Source organism: Halomonas sp. SL1 (assembly GCF_003030865.2).
Taxonomy (GTDB): Bacteria; Pseudomonadota; Gammaproteobacteria; order Pseudomonadales; family Halomonadaceae; genus Halomonas; species Halomonas halophila.
Map to the genome: position 1 here is coordinate 185978 of NZ_PYUQ02000016.1, position 19327 is coordinate 205304.

General features: G+C 67.7%; 30 protein-coding genes. 23 read left to right on the top strand and 7 right to left on the bottom strand.

Going from position 1 to position 19327, the window contains the following annotated elements; all coding sequences use genetic code 11:
• Nucleotides 1-37: 37 nt before the first annotated feature.
• A complete protein-coding gene (locus C9J49_RS11050) occupies nt 38-277 on the bottom strand; it encodes a hypothetical protein (RefSeq protein WP_107182112.1) in 240 nt (79 codons plus the stop codon).
• A 109-nt stretch (nt 278-386) separates the two neighbouring features.
• Here C9J49_RS11050 and C9J49_RS11055 point away from each other — a divergent pair, with 109 nt between their 5' ends.
• From C9J49_RS11055 to C9J49_RS11140, 18 genes are all read left to right on the top strand, one after another.
• Nucleotides 387-1067 carry a S24 family peptidase gene (locus C9J49_RS11055; protein WP_181454289.1) on the top strand — a complete coding sequence of 227 codons (681 nt, stop codon included), beginning with the start codon at nt 387-389 and terminating at the stop codon, nt 1065-1067.
• A gap of 93 nt (nt 1068-1160) precedes the next feature.
• Nucleotides 1161-1349, top strand: coding sequence for a hypothetical protein (locus tag C9J49_RS11060; protein WP_107182114.1), 189 nt, complete (start codon nt 1161-1163; stop codon nt 1347-1349).
• Complete coding sequence (locus tag C9J49_RS11065) at nt 1346-1603, top strand: hypothetical protein (protein ID WP_107182115.1); 258 nt, start codon at nt 1346-1348, stop codon at nt 1601-1603. The genes C9J49_RS11060 and C9J49_RS11065 overlap by 4 nt, the downstream gene beginning before the upstream one ends.
• Nucleotides 1600-1977: a hypothetical protein gene (locus tag C9J49_RS11070; protein ID WP_107182116.1), complete on the top strand. Its 378-nt coding sequence runs from the start codon at nt 1600-1602 to the stop codon at nt 1975-1977. The genes C9J49_RS11065 and C9J49_RS11070 overlap by 4 nt, the downstream gene beginning before the upstream one ends.
• Nucleotides 1977-2174, top strand: coding sequence for a hypothetical protein (locus tag C9J49_RS11075; RefSeq protein WP_107182117.1), 198 nt, complete (start codon nt 1977-1979; stop codon nt 2172-2174). The genes C9J49_RS11070 and C9J49_RS11075 overlap by 1 nt, the downstream gene beginning before the upstream one ends.
• Nucleotides 2171-2740, top strand: coding sequence for a deoxynucleotide monophosphate kinase (locus tag C9J49_RS11080; protein WP_107182118.1), 570 nt, complete (start codon nt 2171-2173; stop codon nt 2738-2740). Before C9J49_RS11075 ends, C9J49_RS11080 begins: the two co-directional genes overlap by 4 nt.
• The gene (locus C9J49_RS11085) at nt 2740-3033 is read left to right on the top strand and encodes a phage antirepressor KilAC domain-containing protein (protein WP_107182119.1); all 294 of its coding nucleotides are present in this window, start codon (nt 2740-2742) and stop codon (nt 3031-3033) included. The genes C9J49_RS11080 and C9J49_RS11085 overlap by 1 nt, the downstream gene beginning before the upstream one ends.
• Nucleotides 3020-3415 (top strand): pyocin activator PrtN family protein, encoded by a 396-nt coding sequence (locus tag C9J49_RS11090; protein WP_107182120.1) that lies wholly within the window; start codon nt 3020-3022, stop codon nt 3413-3415. The genes C9J49_RS11085 and C9J49_RS11090 overlap by 14 nt, the downstream gene beginning before the upstream one ends.
• Before the next feature lie 45 nt (nt 3416-3460).
• Nucleotides 3461-3820 (top strand): hypothetical protein, encoded by a 360-nt coding sequence (locus tag C9J49_RS11095; RefSeq protein ID WP_107182121.1) that lies wholly within the window; start codon nt 3461-3463, stop codon nt 3818-3820.
• 54 nt (nt 3821-3874) lie between these two features.
• Nucleotides 3875-4678, top strand: a complete 804-nt coding sequence (locus C9J49_RS11100; RefSeq protein ID WP_107182122.1) for a DUF2303 family protein — start codon at nt 3875-3877, stop codon at nt 4676-4678.
• 88 nt (nt 4679-4766) lie between these two features.
• The gene (locus tag C9J49_RS11105) at nt 4767-5540 is read left to right on the top strand and encodes a hypothetical protein (RefSeq protein WP_107182123.1); all 774 of its coding nucleotides are present in this window, start codon (nt 4767-4769) and stop codon (nt 5538-5540) included.
• Nucleotides 5537-6298: a hypothetical protein gene (locus C9J49_RS11110; RefSeq protein WP_107182124.1), complete on the top strand. Its 762-nt coding sequence runs from the start codon at nt 5537-5539 to the stop codon at nt 6296-6298. The genes C9J49_RS11105 and C9J49_RS11110 overlap by 4 nt, the downstream gene beginning before the upstream one ends.
• Nucleotides 6295-6477: a hypothetical protein gene (locus C9J49_RS11115; protein ID WP_107182125.1), complete on the top strand. Its 183-nt coding sequence runs from the start codon at nt 6295-6297 to the stop codon at nt 6475-6477. Before C9J49_RS11110 ends, C9J49_RS11115 begins: the two co-directional genes overlap by 4 nt.
• Nucleotides 6474-7013, top strand: coding sequence for a 3'-5' exonuclease (locus C9J49_RS11120; protein ID WP_107182126.1), 540 nt, complete (start codon nt 6474-6476; stop codon nt 7011-7013). Before C9J49_RS11115 ends, C9J49_RS11120 begins: the two co-directional genes overlap by 4 nt.
• Nucleotides 7010-7276: a hypothetical protein gene (locus C9J49_RS11125; RefSeq protein WP_107182127.1), complete on the top strand. Its 267-nt coding sequence runs from the start codon at nt 7010-7012 to the stop codon at nt 7274-7276. Before C9J49_RS11120 ends, C9J49_RS11125 begins: the two co-directional genes overlap by 4 nt.
• A complete protein-coding gene (locus C9J49_RS17195) occupies nt 7273-7410 on the top strand; it encodes a hypothetical protein (protein WP_181454290.1) in 138 nt (45 codons plus the stop codon). Before C9J49_RS11125 ends, C9J49_RS17195 begins: the two co-directional genes overlap by 4 nt.
• Complete coding sequence (locus tag C9J49_RS11130) at nt 7410-7628, top strand: hypothetical protein (RefSeq protein ID WP_107182128.1); 219 nt, start codon at nt 7410-7412, stop codon at nt 7626-7628. The genes C9J49_RS17195 and C9J49_RS11130 overlap by 1 nt, the downstream gene beginning before the upstream one ends.
• Nucleotides 7629-7778: 150 nt before the next feature.
• Complete coding sequence (locus C9J49_RS11140; protein ID WP_107182129.1) at nt 7779-8924, top strand: Arm DNA-binding domain-containing protein; 1146 nt, start codon at nt 7779-7781, stop codon at nt 8922-8924.
• 215 nt (nt 8925-9139) lie between these two features.
• On the opposite strand, the gene C9J49_RS11145 is transcribed toward C9J49_RS11140, so the two are convergent.
• The gene (locus C9J49_RS11145) at nt 9140-9826 is read right to left on the bottom strand and encodes an HNH endonuclease (RefSeq protein WP_046080164.1); all 687 of its coding nucleotides are present in this window, start codon (nt 9824-9826) and stop codon (nt 9140-9142) included.
• 283 nt (nt 9827-10109) lie between these two features.
• Between C9J49_RS11145 and C9J49_RS11150 the strand changes: the two genes are divergently transcribed.
• From C9J49_RS11150 to C9J49_RS11165, 4 genes are all read left to right on the top strand, one after another.
• Nucleotides 10110-10319 (top strand): hypothetical protein, encoded by a 210-nt coding sequence (locus C9J49_RS11150; protein ID WP_146142937.1) that lies wholly within the window; start codon nt 10110-10112, stop codon nt 10317-10319.
• A gap of 229 nt (nt 10320-10548) precedes the next feature.
• Complete coding sequence (gene bioA / locus C9J49_RS11155; protein ID WP_107182130.1) at nt 10549-11826, top strand: adenosylmethionine--8-amino-7-oxononanoate transaminase; 1278 nt, start codon at nt 10549-10551, stop codon at nt 11824-11826.
• Between the two features lie 80 nt (nt 11827-11906).
• Nucleotides 11907-12248, top strand: coding sequence for a helix-turn-helix domain-containing protein (locus C9J49_RS11160; RefSeq protein WP_046080162.1), 342 nt, complete (start codon nt 11907-11909; stop codon nt 12246-12248).
• A gap of 79 nt (nt 12249-12327) precedes the next feature.
• Nucleotides 12328-13122 carry an SDR family NAD(P)-dependent oxidoreductase gene (locus C9J49_RS11165; RefSeq protein ID WP_107182131.1) on the top strand — a complete coding sequence of 265 codons (795 nt, stop codon included), beginning with the start codon at nt 12328-12330 and terminating at the stop codon, nt 13120-13122.
• 78 nt (nt 13123-13200) lie between these two features.
• Here C9J49_RS11165 and C9J49_RS11170 read toward each other — a convergent pair whose 3' ends face one another.
• From C9J49_RS11170 to C9J49_RS11180, 3 genes are all read right to left on the bottom strand, one after another.
• Nucleotides 13201-13968, bottom strand: coding sequence for an SDR family NAD(P)-dependent oxidoreductase (locus tag C9J49_RS11170; RefSeq protein ID WP_107182132.1), 768 nt, complete (start codon nt 13966-13968; stop codon nt 13201-13203).
• A gap of 16 nt (nt 13969-13984) precedes the next feature.
• Nucleotides 13985-15664 carry an AMP-binding protein gene (locus tag C9J49_RS11175; RefSeq protein WP_107182133.1) on the bottom strand — a complete coding sequence of 560 codons (1680 nt, stop codon included), beginning with the start codon at nt 15662-15664 and terminating at the stop codon, nt 13985-13987.
• Between the two features lie 233 nt (nt 15665-15897).
• On the bottom strand, nt 15898-16467 hold the full coding sequence (locus tag C9J49_RS11180) for a TetR/AcrR family transcriptional regulator (RefSeq protein WP_107182134.1): 570 nt from the start codon (nt 16465-16467) through the stop codon (nt 15898-15900).
• Between the two features lie 120 nt (nt 16468-16587).
• Between C9J49_RS11180 and C9J49_RS11185 the strand changes: the two genes are divergently transcribed.
• Nucleotides 16588-17775, top strand: coding sequence for an acetyl-CoA C-acyltransferase (locus C9J49_RS11185; RefSeq protein WP_107182135.1), 1188 nt, complete (start codon nt 16588-16590; stop codon nt 17773-17775).
• A gap of 47 nt (nt 17776-17822) precedes the next feature.
• On the opposite strand, the gene C9J49_RS11190 is transcribed toward C9J49_RS11185, so the two are convergent.
• Nucleotides 17823-18626 (bottom strand): ABC transporter permease, encoded by an 804-nt coding sequence (locus C9J49_RS11190; RefSeq protein WP_107182136.1) that lies wholly within the window; start codon nt 18624-18626, stop codon nt 17823-17825.
• The gene (locus C9J49_RS11195; RefSeq protein WP_258394041.1) at nt 18617-19243 is read right to left on the bottom strand and encodes an ATP-binding cassette domain-containing protein; all 627 of its coding nucleotides are present in this window, start codon (nt 19241-19243) and stop codon (nt 18617-18619) included. The genes C9J49_RS11190 and C9J49_RS11195 overlap by 10 nt, the downstream gene beginning before the upstream one ends.
• Between the last annotated feature and the right edge of the window lie 84 nt (nt 19244-19327).

Consider the following 19327-nt stretch of genomic DNA (forward strand, 5'->3'; position numbering starts at 1 on the left):
CTGTGGTGGGCAGACCCCGGCAACCCCCAGGCCGCCGTCAGGCGGCCTGGGCCTTCATATCAAGCTCTTCAGGCGGCACCCCGTAGTGCACCAGCACGTCCAACAACCGGACCTTGCCGTCACTCTCATTGGCCAGCGCCCGCATGAACTTCAGGCTGGCCCCACGAGATGCCCCCATCACATGACTCTTCAGGTACTTCGATGAGGTACCCACCCGCGCGGCATAGCGCTCGAGCTGACGCTCATCCAACGATTTCAGGTACTCGCGCAGTTTCATGGCTGCGGTTCCTCTGGGGTGGTTCACCTCAAGCATTACACCCAAAGGTTATATTTGCAACACCTTGCAGGTTATTCACCTCTCAGGTGTGACAACGGATAATCGAGATATGGATATCCACTCGACTCGCTACCGCATCCTCCGGGCCTTGATGGCCGAGCGCGGCCTCAACTTGACCCAGCTCTCCGACAAGATCGCGCGGAGCCCGAGCCAGGTGAGCAGCTTCGCCGGCGCCAACCCCTCGAAGAACATCGGGGAGAAAAACGCGCGCCACATCGAGGATTGCCTGGGGCTCCCGCCCTACTTCATGGACGACCCGCGCAACATGGGCACAGCGGAGAGTCAGGCCACCCATACACCCGAACAAGAAAACGCCTGCGTCCTGGGGGACATACAGCATCTGCTGCCGGTCGTGGGCATGACGACGGCAGGGAAGCTTATCGACAACATCGCCGACGCAGAGATCGATGAATTCGTGCCTGCACCAGGTCCGTGCAGCGCCAAGGCTTTCGTGCTGCGCCTCGAAGGCGTGAGCATGGAACCGGAATTCAAGTCAGGGGACCGCATCGTCATCGACCCCGGTCAGGATTGGGTCAGCGGCGACTACGTGTTTGCCCGCCGCATCGACACCGCGACCGGCACGCCGGCCGGGACGTTCAAGAAGATCGTGTATGAAGAAGGTGAGTACTACCTGTGCGCGATCAACGAGGACTGGCACCCCCGTTACACCCGCATCGATGACAGCTGGCAGGTGGTGGGAAAAGCCCGCTACCAGGTAAAGATCCTCTGACGATACACCTCAAGGAATAACACCTGAGAGGTTGACAAACACCTTGGGGTGTTCTTAGATCATTGTCGTATCCGCCCACCACGGAGTACGACGATGCACACCACACTTTCGCCCCAGGCCCGGGTGTATCTGCACCCGGCCGCGGCCACCAGCCAGATCGCCGTGCGTGCCATCGAGCACGTCACCGGCCGCGTGGCCGTCGCTCGCCCCACCGACCGCTGCATTCGCCTGATCCCCCGTGCCGAGCACGCCCGCCTGACGCAGTCGGGAGGTGCCGCATGATGACCACCGCGCAGAAGAGCGCCCTCGCCAGCGTGCTAGACCAGGGCGGCACCCTGCAGCTCTCAGGCTTTCTCGCCCCCATCTCGGTTCAGGTCGAGCGGGCCACCCCAGACTGCATCGGCAAGGACGTGGCCCACGTCAGCATCACCGAGGGCGACTTCCTCGTTTGCCGCTACCCTCGTGGCAACAGCCGAGACCTCTGTCTGCTCGTCGCCGAGCGCCTCGACGACCTGGTCGTGGGAGGTGCGGCATGAGCCTGACCTCCCTCGGCACACCGATCATGCCCGGAATGGTCAGCGCCCTGCCGGTGCCGGCCCTCACCAGCGCCCACCGCGCCCTGATTGCCCGCATTCAGGACAAGTGCCTCGACATCACGCTCGGACACCCCGAGCTGGTGGCCGACTGTGCCTATTCGGGCAACACCCACGAGCTCTGCGTGCGGCTGATTCCTCGTGCGCATCTCGGCACAGAACGGGGCGGTGACGGCAGCTTCCGGGGGCAGGAGGTCGCGCACATCTACCTGCCCGGTATCCCGCAGCGCGCGCCGGCGATCGACACCACCGCCGTGCTGGCTGACACCCTCAACCAGCTCGAGGCGGTGCTGCCAGTGCCGGGAGGTGCCGCCTGATGGGTATCGCCGCCATCCTGCTCGACCCGTTCCGCTCTGCCGCTCAGGCGCTGGTGGCCCTGCTGCCGCTCGACGCCAGCGAGCAGTTCGTCGGCCTCGCCGTCATGGGCGGCCTGCTCATGACCCTGACCCTCTTCATCGTGCCGCTCGCCCTGCTGGGCGCCTGGCTGGAGCACCGCGACCGGAGGACACCATGACCATCAAGCTGCTGATCGGCCTCACAGGCCCCGCCCGCTGCGGCAAGACTACCGCCCAGCACATCATCGCCGAACGCTTCGGCCTCGCCCGCATCAACCTGGCCGACCCGATCAAGGACGCCCTCGGCGCCATGCTCGACCTGGACGACGAGCGCCTCAACGGCGCCCTCAAGGAGACCCCGCTGCCGTGGCTGGGCAAGAGCCCGCGCGAGCTGATGCAGACCCTCGGCACCGAGTGGGGCCGCGATACCGTCGCCCGCGACTTCTGGCTGCGTGTCGCCGAGCAGCGGCTGGCCATGCTGGAGAACCTCGAGGGCGACGCCTACCAGGGCGCCGTGGTCGGCGACATCCGCTTCCCCGACGAGGCCTATTGGCTGCGCGCCCACGGCGGCACGCTGATTCACCTCTACCGCCCCGGCGTCGAGCCGGTGCGCGCCCATGCCAGCGAGGCTGGCGTGGCCATGGGCGGCGCCGACCGGGTCGTCACCAACGGCGGTGACATCCACGAGCTGGGCCAGCGCATCACCGAGACGATCGACCAGATCATCGACGGGAGGGCTGCCTGATGACCCGCTACACCCTGCAACAGGCCGCCGCCCTGCTCGGCACCGGCCGCACCACGCTGTGCCGCGAGCTGCGCGAGATCGGCATGCTCGACGATCGCAACCTCGCCACCCGCGCGCACACCAGCACCGGGCGCCTGGTGGTCGACCTGCGCCAGTACGAGCACGCCGGTCTCGGCCAGCCCAAGCCCTACGGCAAGACGCTCGTCACCGAGCGCGGGCTGATGTACATCGCCAATCGCCTGGGCCGTCAGATCACCACCCATCGCGAGGCCGCCAACGATGAGCAGTGCTGAGCCGCGCCCCGAGCCTCCGTGGCTGGACGAGCCCGAGCCGGCCAGCACCGTCACCCTGCTGTTCCAGCAGTTCGGCGACGTGCTGATCCCCATCGAGGCCGTCCGGCAGCGCTACTTCCGCAACCGCAACGCGCAGACGTTCCGCCGCGCCCTGCGCGACGGCGAGATCCCGCTGCCCGTGGTCACGCTGGACGACAGCCACAAGACACCGCGCTACGTCTGCCTGTACCAGCTGGCCGCCTACATCGAGCATCGAGCACGCCGCGCAGCCAACGACTGCGAGGACAACGCCCCGCAGAGCCAGCACGCCCGGCTTCATCGGGCCATGAGCGACGCGGTACCGACCACCGATTTCCGCATGCCCCTCGGCACCGCGGACTGACCGGCCCACCCAGGCCAACCACCACCACGCAAGAGGATGCACACCATGAGCGACCAACCCACCACCGACATCAACGCCCTGTTCGACGACCTCGACGCCGGGATCTTCCGCAACAAGTTCGCCCAGGCCCTCGGAGAAGCCGCGGCCGGCGTCATCCAGACCGGCAAGCAGGGCAAGGTCACCATCACCCTCGACCTCAAACAGATCGCCGACAGCAGCCAGGTCGATTGCTCGCACAAGCTCAGCTACACGGTGCCCACCGCCAAGGGCAAGAAGAGCGAGGAGAACACCACCAAGACGCCGCTCTACGTCGGCCGCGGCGGCAAGCTCACGCTGTTCCCCGAGAACCAGGGCAAGTTCGACTTCTCCCAGGGCCAAGGCCAGGGCAGCACCCAGGGCGCCTAAGCGCGCCCACACACCCACCCACGCACACCACACACGATCACAGGACCGAACCCCATGGATGCCAACACCATCGAGAAGATCGAATCCCTCGTCTCCGCCAGCCAGATCGGCGCCCCGGGCACTTCCGTGCCGACCATGCTGGTACCGCACGGCTACTCGCTGGAGTCACTCGAGAAGTACCAGGATGCGCCCAGCCGCTTCCGCGGCCGTTTCTCCACCAGCTCGATCGAAGACTTCGCGGCCTACGTGAACGACGAGGCCAAGGCCCGCGTGTTCGTCGACACCGACGACATGGAGGCCGAATCCTTCTTCGACCTGGGCGACACCGCTGCCGCCGGCCACGGCGAGCACCGCGCCACGCTCAAGCTGCAGCGCACCGCCCCCTATGCCGCCTGTCTGCAGGCGCATGACCGAGCCTTCGGCCAGAAGGAACTCGCCCACTTCATCGAGGACTGGCACGCCCACATCACCGGCGAGAGCACCAGCGGCAAGGAGCTGACCGCCAAGCAGCTGGCCAACATGGTCCGCCGCATCGAGGTCAAGGCCTCCGTCGAGCGCACTCACGAAGAGGGCGACTGGAACACCAAGCGCAGCGGCCTCGACGCGCTGGACGCCAGCGCCGGCGAGGACACCCCGGCGTTCATCCGCTTCGCCAGCCTGCCCTATGAAGGCCTGAGCCTGCGCACCTTCGACCTGCGCGTGTCGATCCTCACCGACGACACCAAGCCGCGCCTCAAGCTGCGCATCACCGGGCTCGAGGGCATCCAGGAAGAGATCGCCAGGGAGTTCAAGCAGGTGCTGCGCGACCAGCTGGGCGATCACGCCACCCTGCTGCTCGGCAACTTCCGCAAGGGCTGAGCCGAGTCGTCAAGGAATCCTTGACCACTGACCGCCCCGCCGCTGCCCACCACGGCGGCGGGGTTCCACCACGAAGGGAGCACACCACATGCAACGTCACCAGCTATTCGACCATCCGATGTTCGAGGAACGGCCGCTGTTCGAGATCCTCGAGCCCTTCGGCTTCGAGGTCAGCCTCAAGCTGACCGAGGCCCCCATCGACCCCGCCGTCGACAACACCGAAGACGGCGACGCCTATGCCAATAACTCCCAGGCGTACATCGACGGCCTCAGCATCGACCACCCCGCCGGCTTCACCGAGATCGACCGCAACGAGAACGACGAGGGCGACATCTACAGCGTCGCCGTCCGCGCCAAGACAGTCTTCGCCCAGCTGCTGCTGTGCGCCGACTCGGCCTTCGCCTGCCGCAACAGCCCGCAAAGCCGCGCCTATGCCGACGTCTACCGCGAACGCATGCGGCAGCTCTCGCTCGAGGGCTTCAGCCGCGAGCGGGATGATGGCTATCAGGATGGAGAACTCGCAAAAGCGGCTGGATGCTATGCGCTCTCAGTAGCCTGGCCATTCGACCGCCCAGGCGCCTCCGGGCCCACCAACATTCCGCAGCTTTGGCCGGGGCGCTGGAGCAAAAAATGGTGGAAGCCCAGCCGCGAACCGCGCCGCAACCTAGTGAAGGCAGGCGCCCTGATCCTCGCCGAGATCGAACGCCTCGACCGCGCCGCCGAGCGGGCAGCATCAGGCTGCCAAGCCTGCGGCTCGGTACCGGGCCAGTACCACAGCCCCGAATGCCCCGCCGTCAACGCCTACCAGGCCGGCCGCATCCCGGCGGCGCCCAATGCCGAGGGTCAGGGAGGTGAGGCATGATCCATCAAGCCCGAATCGACGAAGCCCGCTACCTGCTCGAGCTGCTGGGCAACATCGCTCGCGTGACGTTCTTCCGGGCGGACGACACCTGCCACCATGTGGAAGCCGACGAATACACGGTGCCAGTGGAAGCCGTTGACGACATCGAGAAGGCCCTATCGGCCTGCGACCACCTGCCGGAGCCCGAGGAGGGAGTGGTCAGCGAGGGGTATTGTCGTGCCCTTCGCCGGCTGCAGCAGCTGCTGAGCGAGTTCGAGACCCGTGAGGAACAAGTCGCCGAACTCGAGAACCAGACCGCCCAGCTCAGCGCCCGGCTCGTCGAAAGCGACGTCGAGCGGGACAAGCTGGCGGCGCATGCGAAGAGCCTGGATAGCGCTGGTCACGCGCTCTACTACGAGCTTGAGCAGTGGTCGCTGACGGAGAGCGACCCGGAGACCAGGGCCGCGATGAAGCTTTGGCGCCTCGCTCGCGGCGAGGAGCCGAGCAACGCGCTCGCTCGCCTCAAGGCCGAGTGGCAAGAAAAAGCGTATTCAGAAGCTGCGATGAAGTGTCGCGGAATCGAGGCGGGCCAGGAAAAGCTGGCATGGATGCACAGTGAGGTTGCCGAGGATGGCGAAAAATATGTCGGTGAGAACGGCATCCCCTACAGCAATAAGGCCCTGGGTGCCCAGCACTGCGCACGCGAAATGGAATCCATGGCCAGACGCTTACGCCGCCAAACCGAGCAGGCCGAGGACGGCCAGGGAGGTGCGGCGTGAAGCTCAAGCACTTGCTCCACCCCATTCGCTCGGCCCGCCGCCTAGAGGAACTCGAGGATCGCGTCCGCGAGCTCGAGATCACGCTGCGGGACGACCACCAGTGGCTGGCCCATGACCCCATCGCGCGAGCCAACCGAATCGAACACCACGCAGCGCAGCCCGCGCGGGAGGCCTCATGACCCAACCCATCGACATCAGCATCGACCTCGAAACCCTGGCCAAGGGCCCCGACGCCGCCATCCTCGCCATCGGCATCGTCGACAGCTACGGTGTGGCATTCTCATGCAGTCCCAGCGTCGCCGAGCAGGTCGCCGAAGGCCGCGCGGTCGATGACGACACCCTGCACTGGTGGTTCCAGCAGAGCGACGAGGCCCGCGGCATGCTGGTCGCCAAGCCGGATAGTCTGAAGGCGGTCCGGGAGCACGTCCGCGACTACTTCCAGCAAGCCCGCGAGAACTACGACGCGATCCGCGTCTGGGGCAACGCCCCCAGCTTCGACTGCGAGATCCTCGGCCACTTCCTCGGCGGCAAGCCCTGGCGCTACTACCACGAGCGCGACGTCCGCACCGCCCGCGAGATCCTCGACCGCCGCACCCAGCCCCGCATCGCTCACTCCGCCCTGGGCGACGCCGAGGCCCAGCTGGCCGACGTTCTGCGCTTCCGCCAGGCCAAAGGCCTGTGCCCCGCCGCCACGCAGAAGGGAGGCAAGTTATGAGCCCGTTCTACTACTGCCCCACCTGCTGGCCGGCGGACATCGGCGAGTACGACACCAACCACCGCTGCACCACCTGCAGGACCCGGGTGCTGGTGGCCAACAAGGACAAGCAGATCGAGCTGCTCGTCGAGCAGAACGTCGCCCTCTCGGAATACCTCGCCGAAGCACAGGAAATGCTCGAGCAAGTGCTGGGCAAGACGGAGACCGCCCAGGCGAAACCGCGGCTTCGCCTGGTGCACAGCGTGAGGAGGAAGCCGTCATGACCAAGTGGAAAGCCTTCAAGGAAAACGCCGCCTGGGTCGGCGTTGCCGCGTGGTATGTCGTCTGCTGGCCGTTCTACCAGGTCTACAAGCGACTCAAGCCACAGGACGAGAACCACAACGAGGGAGACGACTGATGCCTATCGTGCCGCGATCCGTCTACCGCGCCCTCGAGGGGCACCTGCGCCGCCGGCTGCTCGCCGAACGCGCCCGCCGCGTCATCATCAACGACCGCTACGCCGCGATCGAAGCCGGTACCGGCTGGCATCCACCGCGTGGCATTACCGCCGGCACACTGCCAGGCCAGACCGGCCGGCATGTGGTAGGAAAGGGAGGGCGCGATGCTTCCCGTTGACCACGTCACCATCGAGCGCTTCGCCGAGCTCACCGGCTACACGCCCGAAGGCGTGCGCTCGAAGATCCGCCGCGGCCAATGGCGGGAAGGCTACGAATTCATCAAGGCCCCGGATGGCCGGGTGCTTATGTCACTGGAGGGATACGCACGGTGGGTAACCAGCGGAGCAACTACGAAGGGGTCCGGGTCACTTCGGCCAGCACTATCGGGATCGACTTCTACTATAAGGGCGTCCGCTGCCGCGAACGCCTCAAGCTCAAGCCCACCCCCGCTAACCTGAAGAAGGCGGCGCGGCACCGCGCCGCCGTCATCGACGCCATCGAGGCCGGCACCTTCGATTACAAGGTCACCTTCCCTCGCAGCAAGAACGCCCGCAAGTTCCTGCGCGGCGACCGCCTCGACAACTACCTGCGCAGCTGGCTCGAGGCCAAGAAGCCGACGCTGAAGGCCAGCACCATCCGCACCTACGACACCATCATCGAACGGCTGATCATCCCCGAGCTCGGGGAACTGCTGCTCGAGGAGGTGACGCGCCCAATCGTGCGCGAGTGGGTCGCCAAGCTGACGTGCGGCAACAAGCGGATCAGCAACATCCTCACCGTGCTGCGCTCTGCCCTGGGCGATGCCATGCATGACGAGTTGATCGACACCAACCCCATCAAAGGCTGGCACTATCGTCGCAATGATGGCCCCGTGAGCAGTCGCGGCCCCGACCCGTTCACCAAGGAGGAGCAGGAAGCGATCCTGGCCGCCATGCGTGACGAGGTTCGCCCCCTCTTCCAGTTCGCGTTCTGGACCGGCATGCGACCCAGCGAGTACATCGCCCTCGAGTGGGGCGACATCGACTGGCAGCGCATGGAGATCACCGTCTCGAAGTCCAGCACGCGCGACGCCAAGGGCCACCTCGAGGACACGAAGACCAGCGCGGGCCGACGCACCATCAGCCTGCTGCCACCGGCCGCCCAGGCACTGAAGGCCCAGAAGCGGCTCACCAGGTTGAATCCCTCGGGTCGTATCTTCTTGTGGCCACGCGGCCAGCAGCCGTTCCGAAGTGACGCCGACATCCGCGAGAAGCTATGGCGTCCCGCTGTGCTGAGATCTGGCGTTCGGTACCGCACTCTCTACCAGACGCGGCACACCTTCGCCTCAATGATGCTCTCCGCCGGCGAGCCGCTCGCCTGGGTTAGCAAGCAGCTGGGCCACCGCGATGTGGTGTTCACCGCGCGTACCTACGCCAAGTGGGTGCCGAACTCGTCACCGGACATCGGCATGCGCGCCGTGGAGATGTTCAGCTAAGACAGTCAGCTTTTGGTCAGCATTTACCGCTAACTTATTGAAAGATGGGGAAGCCTAGAAAATTCAAGTCTCCCCATCCGCACCATTCTGATTTGCCTCACTGACTCGACATCGCGACGACCTCTCCTCGAGCACCCGATTACCCCCTGTGACCAGATTGTGACTTAGCTTCGACAATCCTATTGCCGTTTCCTCTCGATCTTTCTGGCCTCCTATCAATAGGCGTTAAGCCGCTCGATTTTGTCGATAAGCCGCGCGGCCAGCTCATGCTTGCCCAAACCGGCGTGCAACTCGCGGTGGCAATTCGGGCACAAGCCTATGGCGTTTTCCACGATATCGGGACCACCATCCGCCAAGCGTTTGAGATGATGCACCTCCAAGAAGAGGCTGCCATCCTCCCGAGTAAAAGGCGCAGGTGAATCGCAGCATTCACAGACGCCATCGGCCTGAGTCAGCACCCATGCCACCACGTCGGGGTCGCGCTCATAGACCGTTGCACTGACTGATATCTTACCCGGCGACTGTCGCCCCGCCGGCGGCGTCAAAGCGTTATCGCGATACAGACTTCGACGCTCGTTGACCTCGGTCGCGAAGGTGGCAGAAGACGAGGGCTGTTGCCCTTCTACCTCGGCGATTAAGGCTTCCAATCGGGCAACGATCTTAACGCCAACGTTGCCCGCCGGCTTCAGCCCTTTGACCCAGGCACGCCCCTGCAGTGCGTAGACATACGAGATATTTTGAGCCCGATATTCGAAAGCCTTGGCCGTCCTGCCGAAGCGTTTCTCCAGCGCCCTATAATAGCGGGCCTTGATCACCCCCTCGCCCCGGCGCTGCTTATCCAACATCTCGACATAAACCTCGACGGAAGCTTTGAGCTCCTCATCGCTCCATGGCGTCGACATCCCGCATTCCTTATCGGTAATGGAACAAGGCCATAGAATAAGAGATAACTAATGTTGAGTACCAACGCTCGCATGTCACGTCATCCTGCCTCACACGCTACTCAACGCATGAGCAGGCACGCTTGAACGCAGGAGAAGGATCGCTGCCCGACGTCACGAACAGAGTATCTGGATATTCCCCCCAACTGTCAGCGATCTCCTATACCGCACGCATCGCCCAGCACCTAGCCTAAGGATGCATAAGGAGGAAAACGGAGAGGACAGGCCCGTGTCGGAGATCACCATGATGCCCATGCCCCGCGGCAGCTGGGCGATGATTTGCCCCTGCGGCGCCACCGAGATTCGCGCCCCGCAGGGGCCGCGCTGGGCCAGCTTCAGGCTGCGGCGAATCGATGCCTACCACTACCGCGTCACCTGCCTGGCCTGCGGTCACGCCACCGAGCATAGCGTCAGCCCCCGCGTCGCCGGGGCCAGCTACGGCGAGGCGCGCTGATCCCAGCCGGCCGATCCGGCTCGCACATCCTCTCTCCCTCGCTTTTGACCGCCAGCTTTCCACTCCAGGCCTCGCGTACCGCAGGCGCCACGCGCCCGTCCACCGGGCTTGCACGCCGCCACAGTCAACGCCTTCATAACCACAAGGTTTACATGTAAGGTATGCGCCATCCGGCCGCCGGTGCCTCTCGTGCATCGGCGGCGCCGTTCACGCATGCCCTGGAGGCCCGATGACATCCCCCGTCTGGCACCCCTATTCCCATCTCAAGACCCAGACCCCGTCACCCAAGGTGGTCGGCGGTGACGGCCCGCGCTTCACCCTGGACACCGGCGAGTCGCTGCTCGATGCCACCTGCTCCTGGTGGTGCATGATCCACGGCTATCGCCATCCGCGGCTGGTCGAGGCCATCCAGCGCCAGGCCGACGAGCTGTGCCACGTGATGCTGGGCGGGCTGACCCATGAGCCGGCCGACCGCCTGGCCCGCGAGCTGGTGCGCGTCACGCCGGAAGGGCTGAACCACGTGTTCTTCTCCGACAGCGGCTCGGTGGGCATGGAAGTGGCCATGAAGATGGCCGTGCAGTACCAGTACCTGCGCGGTAAGCCGGCCAAGCACCGCATGCTGACGCTGATGAAGGCCTACCACGGGGATACCGCCGGCTGCATGGCGGTGTGCGATCCCGAGGAAGGCATGCACTCGCTGTTCGCGGGCTTCCTGCCGCAGCACCACTTCGCCCCCGCGCCCACCGCCGGCTTCGACGCCAGCCGCGACGAGGTGCAGGCCGATCTCGACGCCCTGCGCGGCGTGCTGGAGGCCCATCACGAGGAGATCGGCGCGCTGCTGATGGAGCCACTGCTGCAGGCGGCCGGCGGGCTCAACATGACCTCGCCCCACTATCTGCGCGGCGCCCGCGAGCTGTGCGACGAGTTCGACGTGCTGCTGATCTTCGACGAGGTGGCCACCGGCTTCGGCCGCACAGGCAAGATGTTCGCCGCCAATCACGCCGACGTGACGCCGGACATCATGGTGCTGTCCAAGGGCCTGACCGGCGGCTATCTGGGCCACGCCGCGACGCTGGCCACCGACCGCGTCCACGATGCCTTCATCGGCGACAGCGAGCTGCATGCCTTCATGCACGGCCCAACCTTCATGGGCAACCCGCTGGCCTGCCGCGTCGCGCTGGAGAGCCTGGCGGTGTTCGAGGAGGACGACTACCTGGGCCGCATCGAGGCGCTGAACGGCGTGCTGCGCGAGGAGCTGGTGGCCGACGAGGCGCTGCGCGCCCACCCGGACGTGGCCGACGTACGTGCGCTCGGCGCCACCGCGGTGATCGAGGTCCACGACGCCGACTCGCTCAAGGGCGCGGCCGACTTCGCCCGCACCCAGGGCGTGTGGCTGCGCGCCTTCGGCCGCTGGCTGTACACCATGCCCGCCTACATCACCCCCCACGACGACATGCGCCGCATCACCGGCGCCATGAAAGGCTGGTTCCTTTCCCGGGAACGCTAACGCGTCCCGCTCGCCCTCGGGCTGGCACTCGCCGCGGCGGCGTGTCAGCCTTGGGCAAACCTTCAGGGATGATGAGCGCCATGAGCCTGAGCAAGACCCGCACCAGCTTCTATCGCCGCCTCTACGTGGCCCACTTGATCGCCACCGGCACCGCCAGCGTGCCGGCGATCATGGAGGCCACAGGCATGCCCCGACGCACCGCCCAGGACACCATCGCCGCCCTGGCCGAGCTCGACATCCACTGCGAGTTCGAGCCCGAACCCGGCCAGCGCCACAACATCGGCCACTACGTCATCCGCGACTGGGGCCCCATCGCCCCCGACTGGGTGACCAGCCACGCCGAGATGCTGCGCCAGGCCCTCGGCTATCCTCCGCGCGACCTGGCCCGCGGATCGCGCGCCGATGCGCCCGGCACGGCGTGACGCCTCGCCAGGCCGGACGACGTTTGTTAGGGTGCTATCAGGTAACGGAACACACGCGACCCAACGCCAGGAGGCTTCCATGCAGATCGATCTGACCGGCAAGACCGCCATCGTCACCGGCTCCACCGGGGGCATCGGCTTCGCCATCGCCAAGGGGCTGGCCGACAGCGGCGCCAGCGTGGTGCTCAACGGCCGCAAGCAGGCCGCCGTCGACGAGGCGCTGACGCGCCTGCGCCAGCAGGTGCCGAACGCCGACGCCCGCGGCGTGGCGGCGGACCTGGGCACCGCCGAGGGCTGCGATGCCCTGCTGGCCGCCGAGCCCACCGCCGACATCCTGGTCAACAACGTCGGCATCTTCGGCCCGCAGGACTTCTTCGAGACGCCGGACGACGAGTGGCAGCGCTTCTTCGACGTCAACGTGATGTCCGGGGTGCGCCTGTCGCGGGCCTACTCGGGCGACATGGTCGAGCGCGGCTGGGGCCGCATCCTGTTCCTGTCCTCGGAGTCGGCGCTGAACATCCCCGACGACATGATCCACTACGGCGTCACCAAGACCGCCTACCTGTCGCTGTCCCGCGGCCTGGCAAAGCGCCTGGCCGGCACCGGCGTCACGGTCAACGCCGTGCTGCCGGGGCCGACGCTGTCCGAGGGCGTGCAGGAGATGCTCGCCGAGCAGCAGAAGGAAAGCGGCAAGTCGATGGAGGAAACCGCCAGGGAATTCGTGATGGCCCAGCGCCCGAGCTCGATCATCCAGCGCGCGGCCACCGTCGAGGAGGTCGCCAACATGGTCGTCTATGCCGCCTCGCCGCAGGCCTCGGCCACCAGCGGCGCGGCCCTGCGCGTCGACGGTGGCGTGGTCGACACTATCGCCTGAGGCCACCGCACCACGTCGACAAAAACGCCCCCAGGCCAGCGCCTGGGGGCGCTTTGCTGTTCACGGTGATACCCCCACTCACTGCATGCGAATGCCGCCGTCCAGGCGGATCACCTCGCCGTTGAGCATCGGGTTGGTGATGATCTGCTCGGCCAGGCGAGCGTACTCGTCGGGCCGGCCCAGCCGCTTGGGGAACGGCACCGCCGCCGAGAGCGCTTCCACGGCGGCCTCGGGCAGGTCTTCCATCATCGGCGTCTCGAACACCCCCGGGGCGATGGCCATCACCCGGATGCCGTGGCGCGAGAGCTCCCGGGCCGCCGGCAGGCTCATGCCCACCACCCCGGCCTTGGAGGCGCTGTAGGCGCACTGCCCCACCTGGCCGTCGAAGGCCGCCACCGAGGCGGTGTTGACGATCACCCCGCGCTCGCCGTCCTCGCCCGGAGCATTGGCCGCCATGGCCGCCGCCGCCAGGCGCATCACGTTGAAGGTGCCGACCAGGTTGATCTGCTGGGTGCGGGCATAGTCGTCGAGGTCGGCCGGATTCCCTTCGCGGTCGAGCAGCTTGGCCACGCTGACCACGCCGGCGCAGTGCACCACCCCGGCCAGGCCCCGCTCGCCGCCGTGGGCCACGGCGGCGTCCACCGCGGCCCGAATGTCGTCGGCCGAGGTCACGTCGCCGCGCACGGCGACGGCCGCCGCGCCCAGCCGCTCGGCCAGGGCCTCGACGCCCTCGCTCAGGTCGCACAGCGTCACGCGGCCGCCCGCCGCCACCAGCCGTTCGGCGGTGGCGGCGCCCAGCCCGGAGGCGGCGCCGGTGATCAGAAAGGCGTTGTCCTTCACTTGCATGGTCATGTCTCCACGGTCAGGGGGCGACCGCCGCCTTGTCGGCGGCGTCCGCTCGCAGCTTGAAGCGCTGGATCTTGCCGCTGGGGGTCTTGGGCAGGGCGTCGACGAACTCGATCGCCCGCGGGAAGGCGTGGGTCGAGAGCCGCTCGCGCACCCGCTGGCGAATCTCCTCGGCCAGGGACTCGCTGGGCTCGTGATCGTCGCGCAGCACCACGTAGGCGCGGATGATCTCGCCGCGCAGTTCGTCGGGCTGGCCGACGGCGGCGGACTCGGCCACCGCCGGGTGCGTCAGCACGGAGTTCTCCACGTCGGTGGGGCCGACGCGATAGCCCGAGGTGGTGATGATGTCGTCGTTGCGCCCGGCGAACTGGAAGGTGCCGTCCTCGTGGCCGACCACCACGTCGCCCGTCAGGTAATAGCCGTCGATGAAGGGATCCTTCTCCTGCCAGGTGTAGCCGGCGAAGAAGTGCGCCGGCGAGCGGGCGATATCCACCGCCAGCACCCCGGGCTCGCCCGGCGGCAGCTCGCGGCCTTCGGCGTCGAGGATCGCCAGCCGGTAGCCGGGCAGCGGCGCGCCCATGCCGCCGACGGGCCGGGGATGGCCGAGCACATGGTGATTGCAGCAGGTCATGCCGGTCTCGGTCTGGCCGTAGTGATCCATCACCGGGCAGCCCAGCGTGCGCTCGACCCAGTCCACCACCTCGGTGTTGAGCGGCTCCCCCGCCGAGCTGGCGCGCCGCAGCGCGAGGCGCTCGCCGGCCCCGTCGAACAGCCCCGAGGCCTTCATCAGCCGGTAGGCGGTGGGCGCGGCGGCGAAGTTGGTGATGCCATGGCGCTGCAGGAAGTCTCGCGCCACCTCGGCGCCGAAGCCCGCCTCGCAGAAGTGGGTGGTCGCGCCCAGCAGCAGCGGCCCGGTAATGGCGTAGTAGAGCCCGTAGGCCCAGCCCGGGTCGGCCATGTTCCAGAAGCGGTCGTCGCGCTCGAGGCCCACGGCCAGCTCCATGTAGAGCGCGAAGGCCGGCAGCGCCGAGAGCGGCACGGCCACGCCCTTTGGCTTGCCCACCGTGCCGGAGGTGAACATCTGCAGGAAGGGTGCGTCCGGCGCCTGACGCAGGGGCGGCGTGGCGATGGGCGCGTGATCGAGGGCGGCCGCCCAGTCATGGTCGTCGCCGTAGGCGGCATCGGGGCCACCCACGGCGAGCACCGGCGGGCATTCGGCCAGGCCATCGAACTTGGCCCGGTTGGCGGGATCGGTGATGACCAGCCGCGTCTCGGCGCGCTCGAGGCGATAGCCGACCGAGTCCGGCCCGAAGGCGGTGAACAGCGGCTGGTAGACCGCACCGATGCGCCAGGCGGCGAGCACCGCGATCAGCAGCGCCGGCGTACGCGGCAGCATCCCGGCGATGCGATCGCCTTCGCCCAGGCCCTGGTCGGCGAACCAGCCGGCCAGGCGCTCGCTGGCCGCCGCCAGCTCGGCGTAGCTCAGGGTGGTGACGCGGCCGCCGCCATCCTCGTGCACCAGCGCCGTCGTCTCCCCGCGCCCCTGGCGCAGGTGGCGGCCGCAGCAGGCCTCGAAGGCGTTGAGGCGGCCGTCGGCATGGTCGTCGAGCCGGGCGCTCACGGCATCGACGGAGAAGGTCTCGAGATAGGCGGCGAGAGAGGTGGCAAGATCGGAAAGCGTCGCGGGCGTGCTCATGGAAAGCCTCCGTGCCGGGCGCCCGGGGATCGAACCCGGAACGCCCGCTGATTGTTGTTGTGCGTCGGCGGGTCGCGGGCTGGCGCGCCGCTATAATTCCGTTAACGTAAACGTCAATATGTCGCCGTGCCCGACTCAAGCTAGAGGTTTCCGCCGGGCGGGGCAAGAAGCGTGAGAGACTCAAGCGCTAGACCATGGTCGAGCCCGTACCGCCGCGGGTCCTGGCTCGAGTCTTAGCCTCGGGGCGCCATCAGCATGGCCACCAGCTCGCGGCCCAGTTCCTCGGGGGAGCGCTCGCCCTCGGGGTCGTACCAGCGCACCGTCCAGTTCAGCGCGCCCATCACGAAGCGCGAGACCAGAAAGCGGTCGCCATGAATCAGCCCGGCGGCCAGGGCCTCGTCGATGACCGTCTCCCACAGCGCCTCGTAGGCATCGCGCAGGTGGCCGAGATGGGCACGGGCGTCGTCGTCCAGGCGGCGCCATTCGTAGAGCGCCACGACGTGGGCATTGCGGTCGGTGAGCAGGGTCTCCAGGTGAGCGCGGGCCATGGCCTGCAACCTCGCTTCCGAATCGCGGTCGCATGACTCGAGGGCCGCATGGGCGATCGCCAGGGCGTTGCGGGTGCCCTCCTCGATCACCGCGGCCAGGATCTCCTGCTTGTCGCAGAAGTGGTGGAAGAGGCTCCCCGACTTGATGCCCATCTCCTCGGCCAGCATGCGCACCGTGGTCCGGTCGAAGCCCTCCTGCACGAACAGCTGGGCGGCCTGACGGGTGAGCTCATTGCGGCGCGGAGAGTCATTCATTACATTCATCGACATTCACACTAGCGCTTGCTTGGTTAGCTCGAGAGAACCATAGCCCCTTCGGCGGGTCAACGCGCCCGCCGCCCCTCCCTCATAACAATCCCTATCGGGAGCCACGCCATGAGTGATTCACGCGAGATCGTCTTCCTTTCCGCCGCCCGCACGCCGATGGGCGGCCTGCTGGGCGGCCTCGCCCGACTGAGCGCCCCGGAGCTCGCCGCCACCGCCATCAAGGCGGCCGTCGAGCGCGCCGGCATCGACGCCGACGCCATCGACGAGGGCTTCATGGGCTGCGTGCTGCCCGCCTGCGTCAAGCAGGGCCCGGCCCGCCAGGCCATGCGCCAGGCCGGCATTCCGGACGCGGTCGGCGCCACCACCGTCAACAAGCTGTGCGGCTCGGGCATGAAGGCCACCATGCTGGCCCATGACCTGATCCGCGCCGGCTCCGGCGAGCTGATGCTGGCCGGCGGCATGGAGTCGATGTCCAACGCGCCCCATGTGCTGCCCAAGGCGCGCTCGGGCTACCGGCTGGGCCACGGCGAGCTGAAGGATCACATGTTCCTCGACGGCCTGGAGGACGCCGAGACCGGCCAGCTGATGGGCGGCTTCGCCCAGCAGATCGCCGACGCCCGCGGCTATTCCCGCGAGCGCCTGGACGATTTCGCCATCGCCTCTCTGGAGCGCGCCATGGAGGCCACCAACGCCGGCCACCTGGCCGCGGAAATGGCGCCGGTCACGATCGCCAGCCGCCACGGCGAGAGCGTGGTCGAGCACGACGAGCAGCCGTTCCAGGCCAGACTCGACAAGATCCGCGCGCTGCGACCGGCCTTTACCAAGGACGGCACCATCACCGCGGCCAACTCGAGCTCGATCTCCGACGGCGCCTCGGCGCTGATCCTGGCAAGCCAGGAGGCCGCGAGCCGCCTGGGCGCACGCCCGATCGCCCGCATGCTCGGCCACAGCACTCACTCGCAACATCCCAGCGAGTTCACCCTGGCCCCGGTGGGCGCCATCGACACGCTGATGAAGCGGCTCGGCTGGGGCGTGGACGACGTCGACCTGTTCGAGATCAACGAGGCCTTCGCCGTGGTCACCCTGATCGCCATGGACGACCTCGGCTTGCCCCACGAGAAGGTCAACGTCTTCGGCGGCGCCTGCGCCCAGGGCCACCCCATCGGCTCCACCGGCTCGCGGATCATCGCCACCCTGATTCACGCCCTGCGCACCACCGGCGGCCGGCGCGGCATCGCCAGCCTGTGCATCGGCGGCGGCGAGGCCACCGCCGTCGCCGTGGAACTGATCGACTGACGCTTCCCGCCTGCAGCCATATGCGCCCGCCTCCATGGCGGGCGTTTTCATTGGCGTGGCGCCGAAAGCCGCTCCAGCCGCAGCCGCTCGCGGCCGTCGAACAGCCGGCGGCTGGCCAGCGCCACCGCGGCCAGAGTGCCGAAGCCGGAGCCCAGGGTGATGGCGAACATGATCAGGATCTGATACTTGACCGCCAGGGCCGGCGCGGTGCCGGCCAGGATCTGGCCGGTCATCATGCCCGGCAGGCTGACCACGCCAGCGGCGGCCATGGCGTTGATCACCGGCATCAGGCCGCTGCGCATGGCCTCGCGACGCAGGTCGCCGATCGCCTCGTGCCAGGGCTGGCCGAGCATCAGCCGGTTCTCGATCACCGCGCGCTGCCGCCAGGCGCCGTCGGTCAGCCGGTCCAGCGCCAGGGCCACGCCGGTCATGGTGTTGCCGAGCATCATGCCCAACAGCGGGATGGCATACTGGGGGCGATACCAGGGCTCGGGGCCGATGATCACCGTCAGGCTGAGCACGGCGACGCTGAACGACGACAGGAACATCGCCAGGGTGCCGATGCCGAAGCCCCAGCCGCCGGTCAGCCGGCGCGTCTGGCGCGCCACCACCTCACGCCCGGCAATCAGCAGCATGCCGAGCGCCATCAGCGCCACCCAGTGGAAGCGCGCCGAGGCGAACAGCGCCTCCAGCACCAGGCCGACCAGGGTCAGCTGGATGGCGGTGCGGGCCGCGGCGATCAGCAGGCTGCGCCCCACGCCCAGCCGGGCGGCCATGGTGCAGCCGGCCAGCGCCACCACCAGCAGCGCCGCCAGCGCCAGCTGCCACCAGCCGAGCTCGATCACGCCCATGTCGCGTCTCCCGCCGTCGTCAGCCGCCCCGCCTCGAGCCTGAGATGCCGGTCGGCGACCCGGGCGATCTGGGCGGTGTCATGGGCCACCCAGATCGTCGGCCAGCCGGCCTCGCGGATGCGCGGCAGCAGCCAGCGCTCGACCCGCTGCGCGGTCTCGGCGTCCAGGTTGGCCGTGGGTTCGTCCAGCAGCAGCGCCGAAGGCGAAGGCGTCAGGGCCCGCAGCAGCGCCAGGCGCTGCTTCTCGCCGGAGGACAGCCGACTGACCGTCCAGTCGAGCGCGGCGGCGTCGAAGCCCAGCGCCGCGAGCCCCTCCTCTGCGCCGCCCTGTGCAAAGTGCTCGCCCACGCGCTCGGCCCACCACTGGCTCTCCGCCGGCACCAGCCGCACCCGGCGCCGCCACGCGTGGCCCGAAACGGCCGTGCGGGCGAGATCGCCCAGCCGGACCTCGCCGCCCTCAAGGGGGTCGAGATCGGCCACCGCTCTCAGCAACCGGCTCTTGCCGCAGCCGCTGGGCCCGGAGAGACACACGACCTCGCCCGGCTCCACGCTCAGTGTGACGCCCTCGAGGTCGCCGACGGCGAGGCCCTCGAGGCGCAATGCTTCCCTGGCAGGCAATATCGTTCTCCCTCGATGGATGATCCGAGTGGGCCCGATCATAGCAGCGGGCCGCGCCCTTTCACCGCGTATGAAGCAGCGCAT

Coding starts and splice junctions, on each gene's coding strand:
- C9J49_RS11050 (WP_107182112.1), bottom strand. CDS start 277: ATGAAACTGCGCGAGTACCTGAAATCGTTGGATGAGCGTCAGCTCGAG.
- C9J49_RS11055 (WP_181454289.1), top strand. CDS start 387: ATGGATATCCACTCGACTCGCTACCGCATCCTCCGGGCCTTGATGGCC.
- C9J49_RS11060 (WP_107182114.1), top strand. CDS start 1,161: ATGCACACCACACTTTCGCCCCAGGCCCGGGTGTATCTGCACCCGGCC.
- C9J49_RS11065 (WP_107182115.1), top strand. CDS start 1,346: ATGATGACCACCGCGCAGAAGAGCGCCCTCGCCAGCGTGCTAGACCAG.
- C9J49_RS11070 (WP_107182116.1), top strand. CDS start 1,600: ATGAGCCTGACCTCCCTCGGCACACCGATCATGCCCGGAATGGTCAGC.
- C9J49_RS11075 (WP_107182117.1), top strand. CDS start 1,977: ATGGGTATCGCCGCCATCCTGCTCGACCCGTTCCGCTCTGCCGCTCAG.
- C9J49_RS11080 (WP_107182118.1), top strand. CDS start 2,171: ATGACCATCAAGCTGCTGATCGGCCTCACAGGCCCCGCCCGCTGCGGC.
- C9J49_RS11085 (WP_107182119.1), top strand. CDS start 2,740: ATGACCCGCTACACCCTGCAACAGGCCGCCGCCCTGCTCGGCACCGGC.
- C9J49_RS11090 (WP_107182120.1), top strand. CDS start 3,020: ATGAGCAGTGCTGAGCCGCGCCCCGAGCCTCCGTGGCTGGACGAGCCC.
- C9J49_RS11095 (WP_107182121.1), top strand. CDS start 3,461: ATGAGCGACCAACCCACCACCGACATCAACGCCCTGTTCGACGACCTC.
- C9J49_RS11100 (WP_107182122.1), top strand. CDS start 3,875: ATGGATGCCAACACCATCGAGAAGATCGAATCCCTCGTCTCCGCCAGC.
- C9J49_RS11105 (WP_107182123.1), top strand. CDS start 4,767: ATGCAACGTCACCAGCTATTCGACCATCCGATGTTCGAGGAACGGCCG.
- C9J49_RS11110 (WP_107182124.1), top strand. CDS start 5,537: ATGATCCATCAAGCCCGAATCGACGAAGCCCGCTACCTGCTCGAGCTG.
- C9J49_RS11120 (WP_107182126.1), top strand. CDS start 6,474: ATGACCCAACCCATCGACATCAGCATCGACCTCGAAACCCTGGCCAAG.
- C9J49_RS11125 (WP_107182127.1), top strand. CDS start 7,010: ATGAGCCCGTTCTACTACTGCCCCACCTGCTGGCCGGCGGACATCGGC.
- C9J49_RS17195 (WP_181454290.1), top strand. CDS start 7,273: ATGACCAAGTGGAAAGCCTTCAAGGAAAACGCCGCCTGGGTCGGCGTT.
- C9J49_RS11130 (WP_107182128.1), top strand. CDS start 7,410: ATGCCTATCGTGCCGCGATCCGTCTACCGCGCCCTCGAGGGGCACCTG.
- C9J49_RS11145 (WP_046080164.1), bottom strand. CDS start 9,826: ATGTCGACGCCATGGAGCGATGAGGAGCTCAAAGCTTCCGTCGAGGTT.
- C9J49_RS11150 (WP_146142937.1), top strand. CDS start 10,110: ATGATGCCCATGCCCCGCGGCAGCTGGGCGATGATTTGCCCCTGCGGC.
- bioA (WP_107182130.1), top strand. CDS start 10,549: ATGACATCCCCCGTCTGGCACCCCTATTCCCATCTCAAGACCCAGACC.
- C9J49_RS11160 (WP_046080162.1), top strand. CDS start 11,907: ATGAGCCTGAGCAAGACCCGCACCAGCTTCTATCGCCGCCTCTACGTG.
- C9J49_RS11165 (WP_107182131.1), top strand. CDS start 12,328: ATGCAGATCGATCTGACCGGCAAGACCGCCATCGTCACCGGCTCCACC.
- C9J49_RS11170 (WP_107182132.1), bottom strand. CDS start 13,968: ATGCAAGTGAAGGACAACGCCTTTCTGATCACCGGCGCCGCCTCCGGG.
- C9J49_RS11175 (WP_107182133.1), bottom strand. CDS start 15,664: ATGAGCACGCCCGCGACGCTTTCCGATCTTGCCACCTCTCTCGCCGCC.
- C9J49_RS11180 (WP_107182134.1), bottom strand. CDS start 16,467: ATGAATGACTCTCCGCGCCGCAATGAGCTCACCCGTCAGGCCGCCCAG.
- C9J49_RS11185 (WP_107182135.1), top strand. CDS start 16,588: ATGAGTGATTCACGCGAGATCGTCTTCCTTTCCGCCGCCCGCACGCCG.
- C9J49_RS11190 (WP_107182136.1), bottom strand. CDS start 18,626: ATGGGCGTGATCGAGCTCGGCTGGTGGCAGCTGGCGCTGGCGGCGCTG.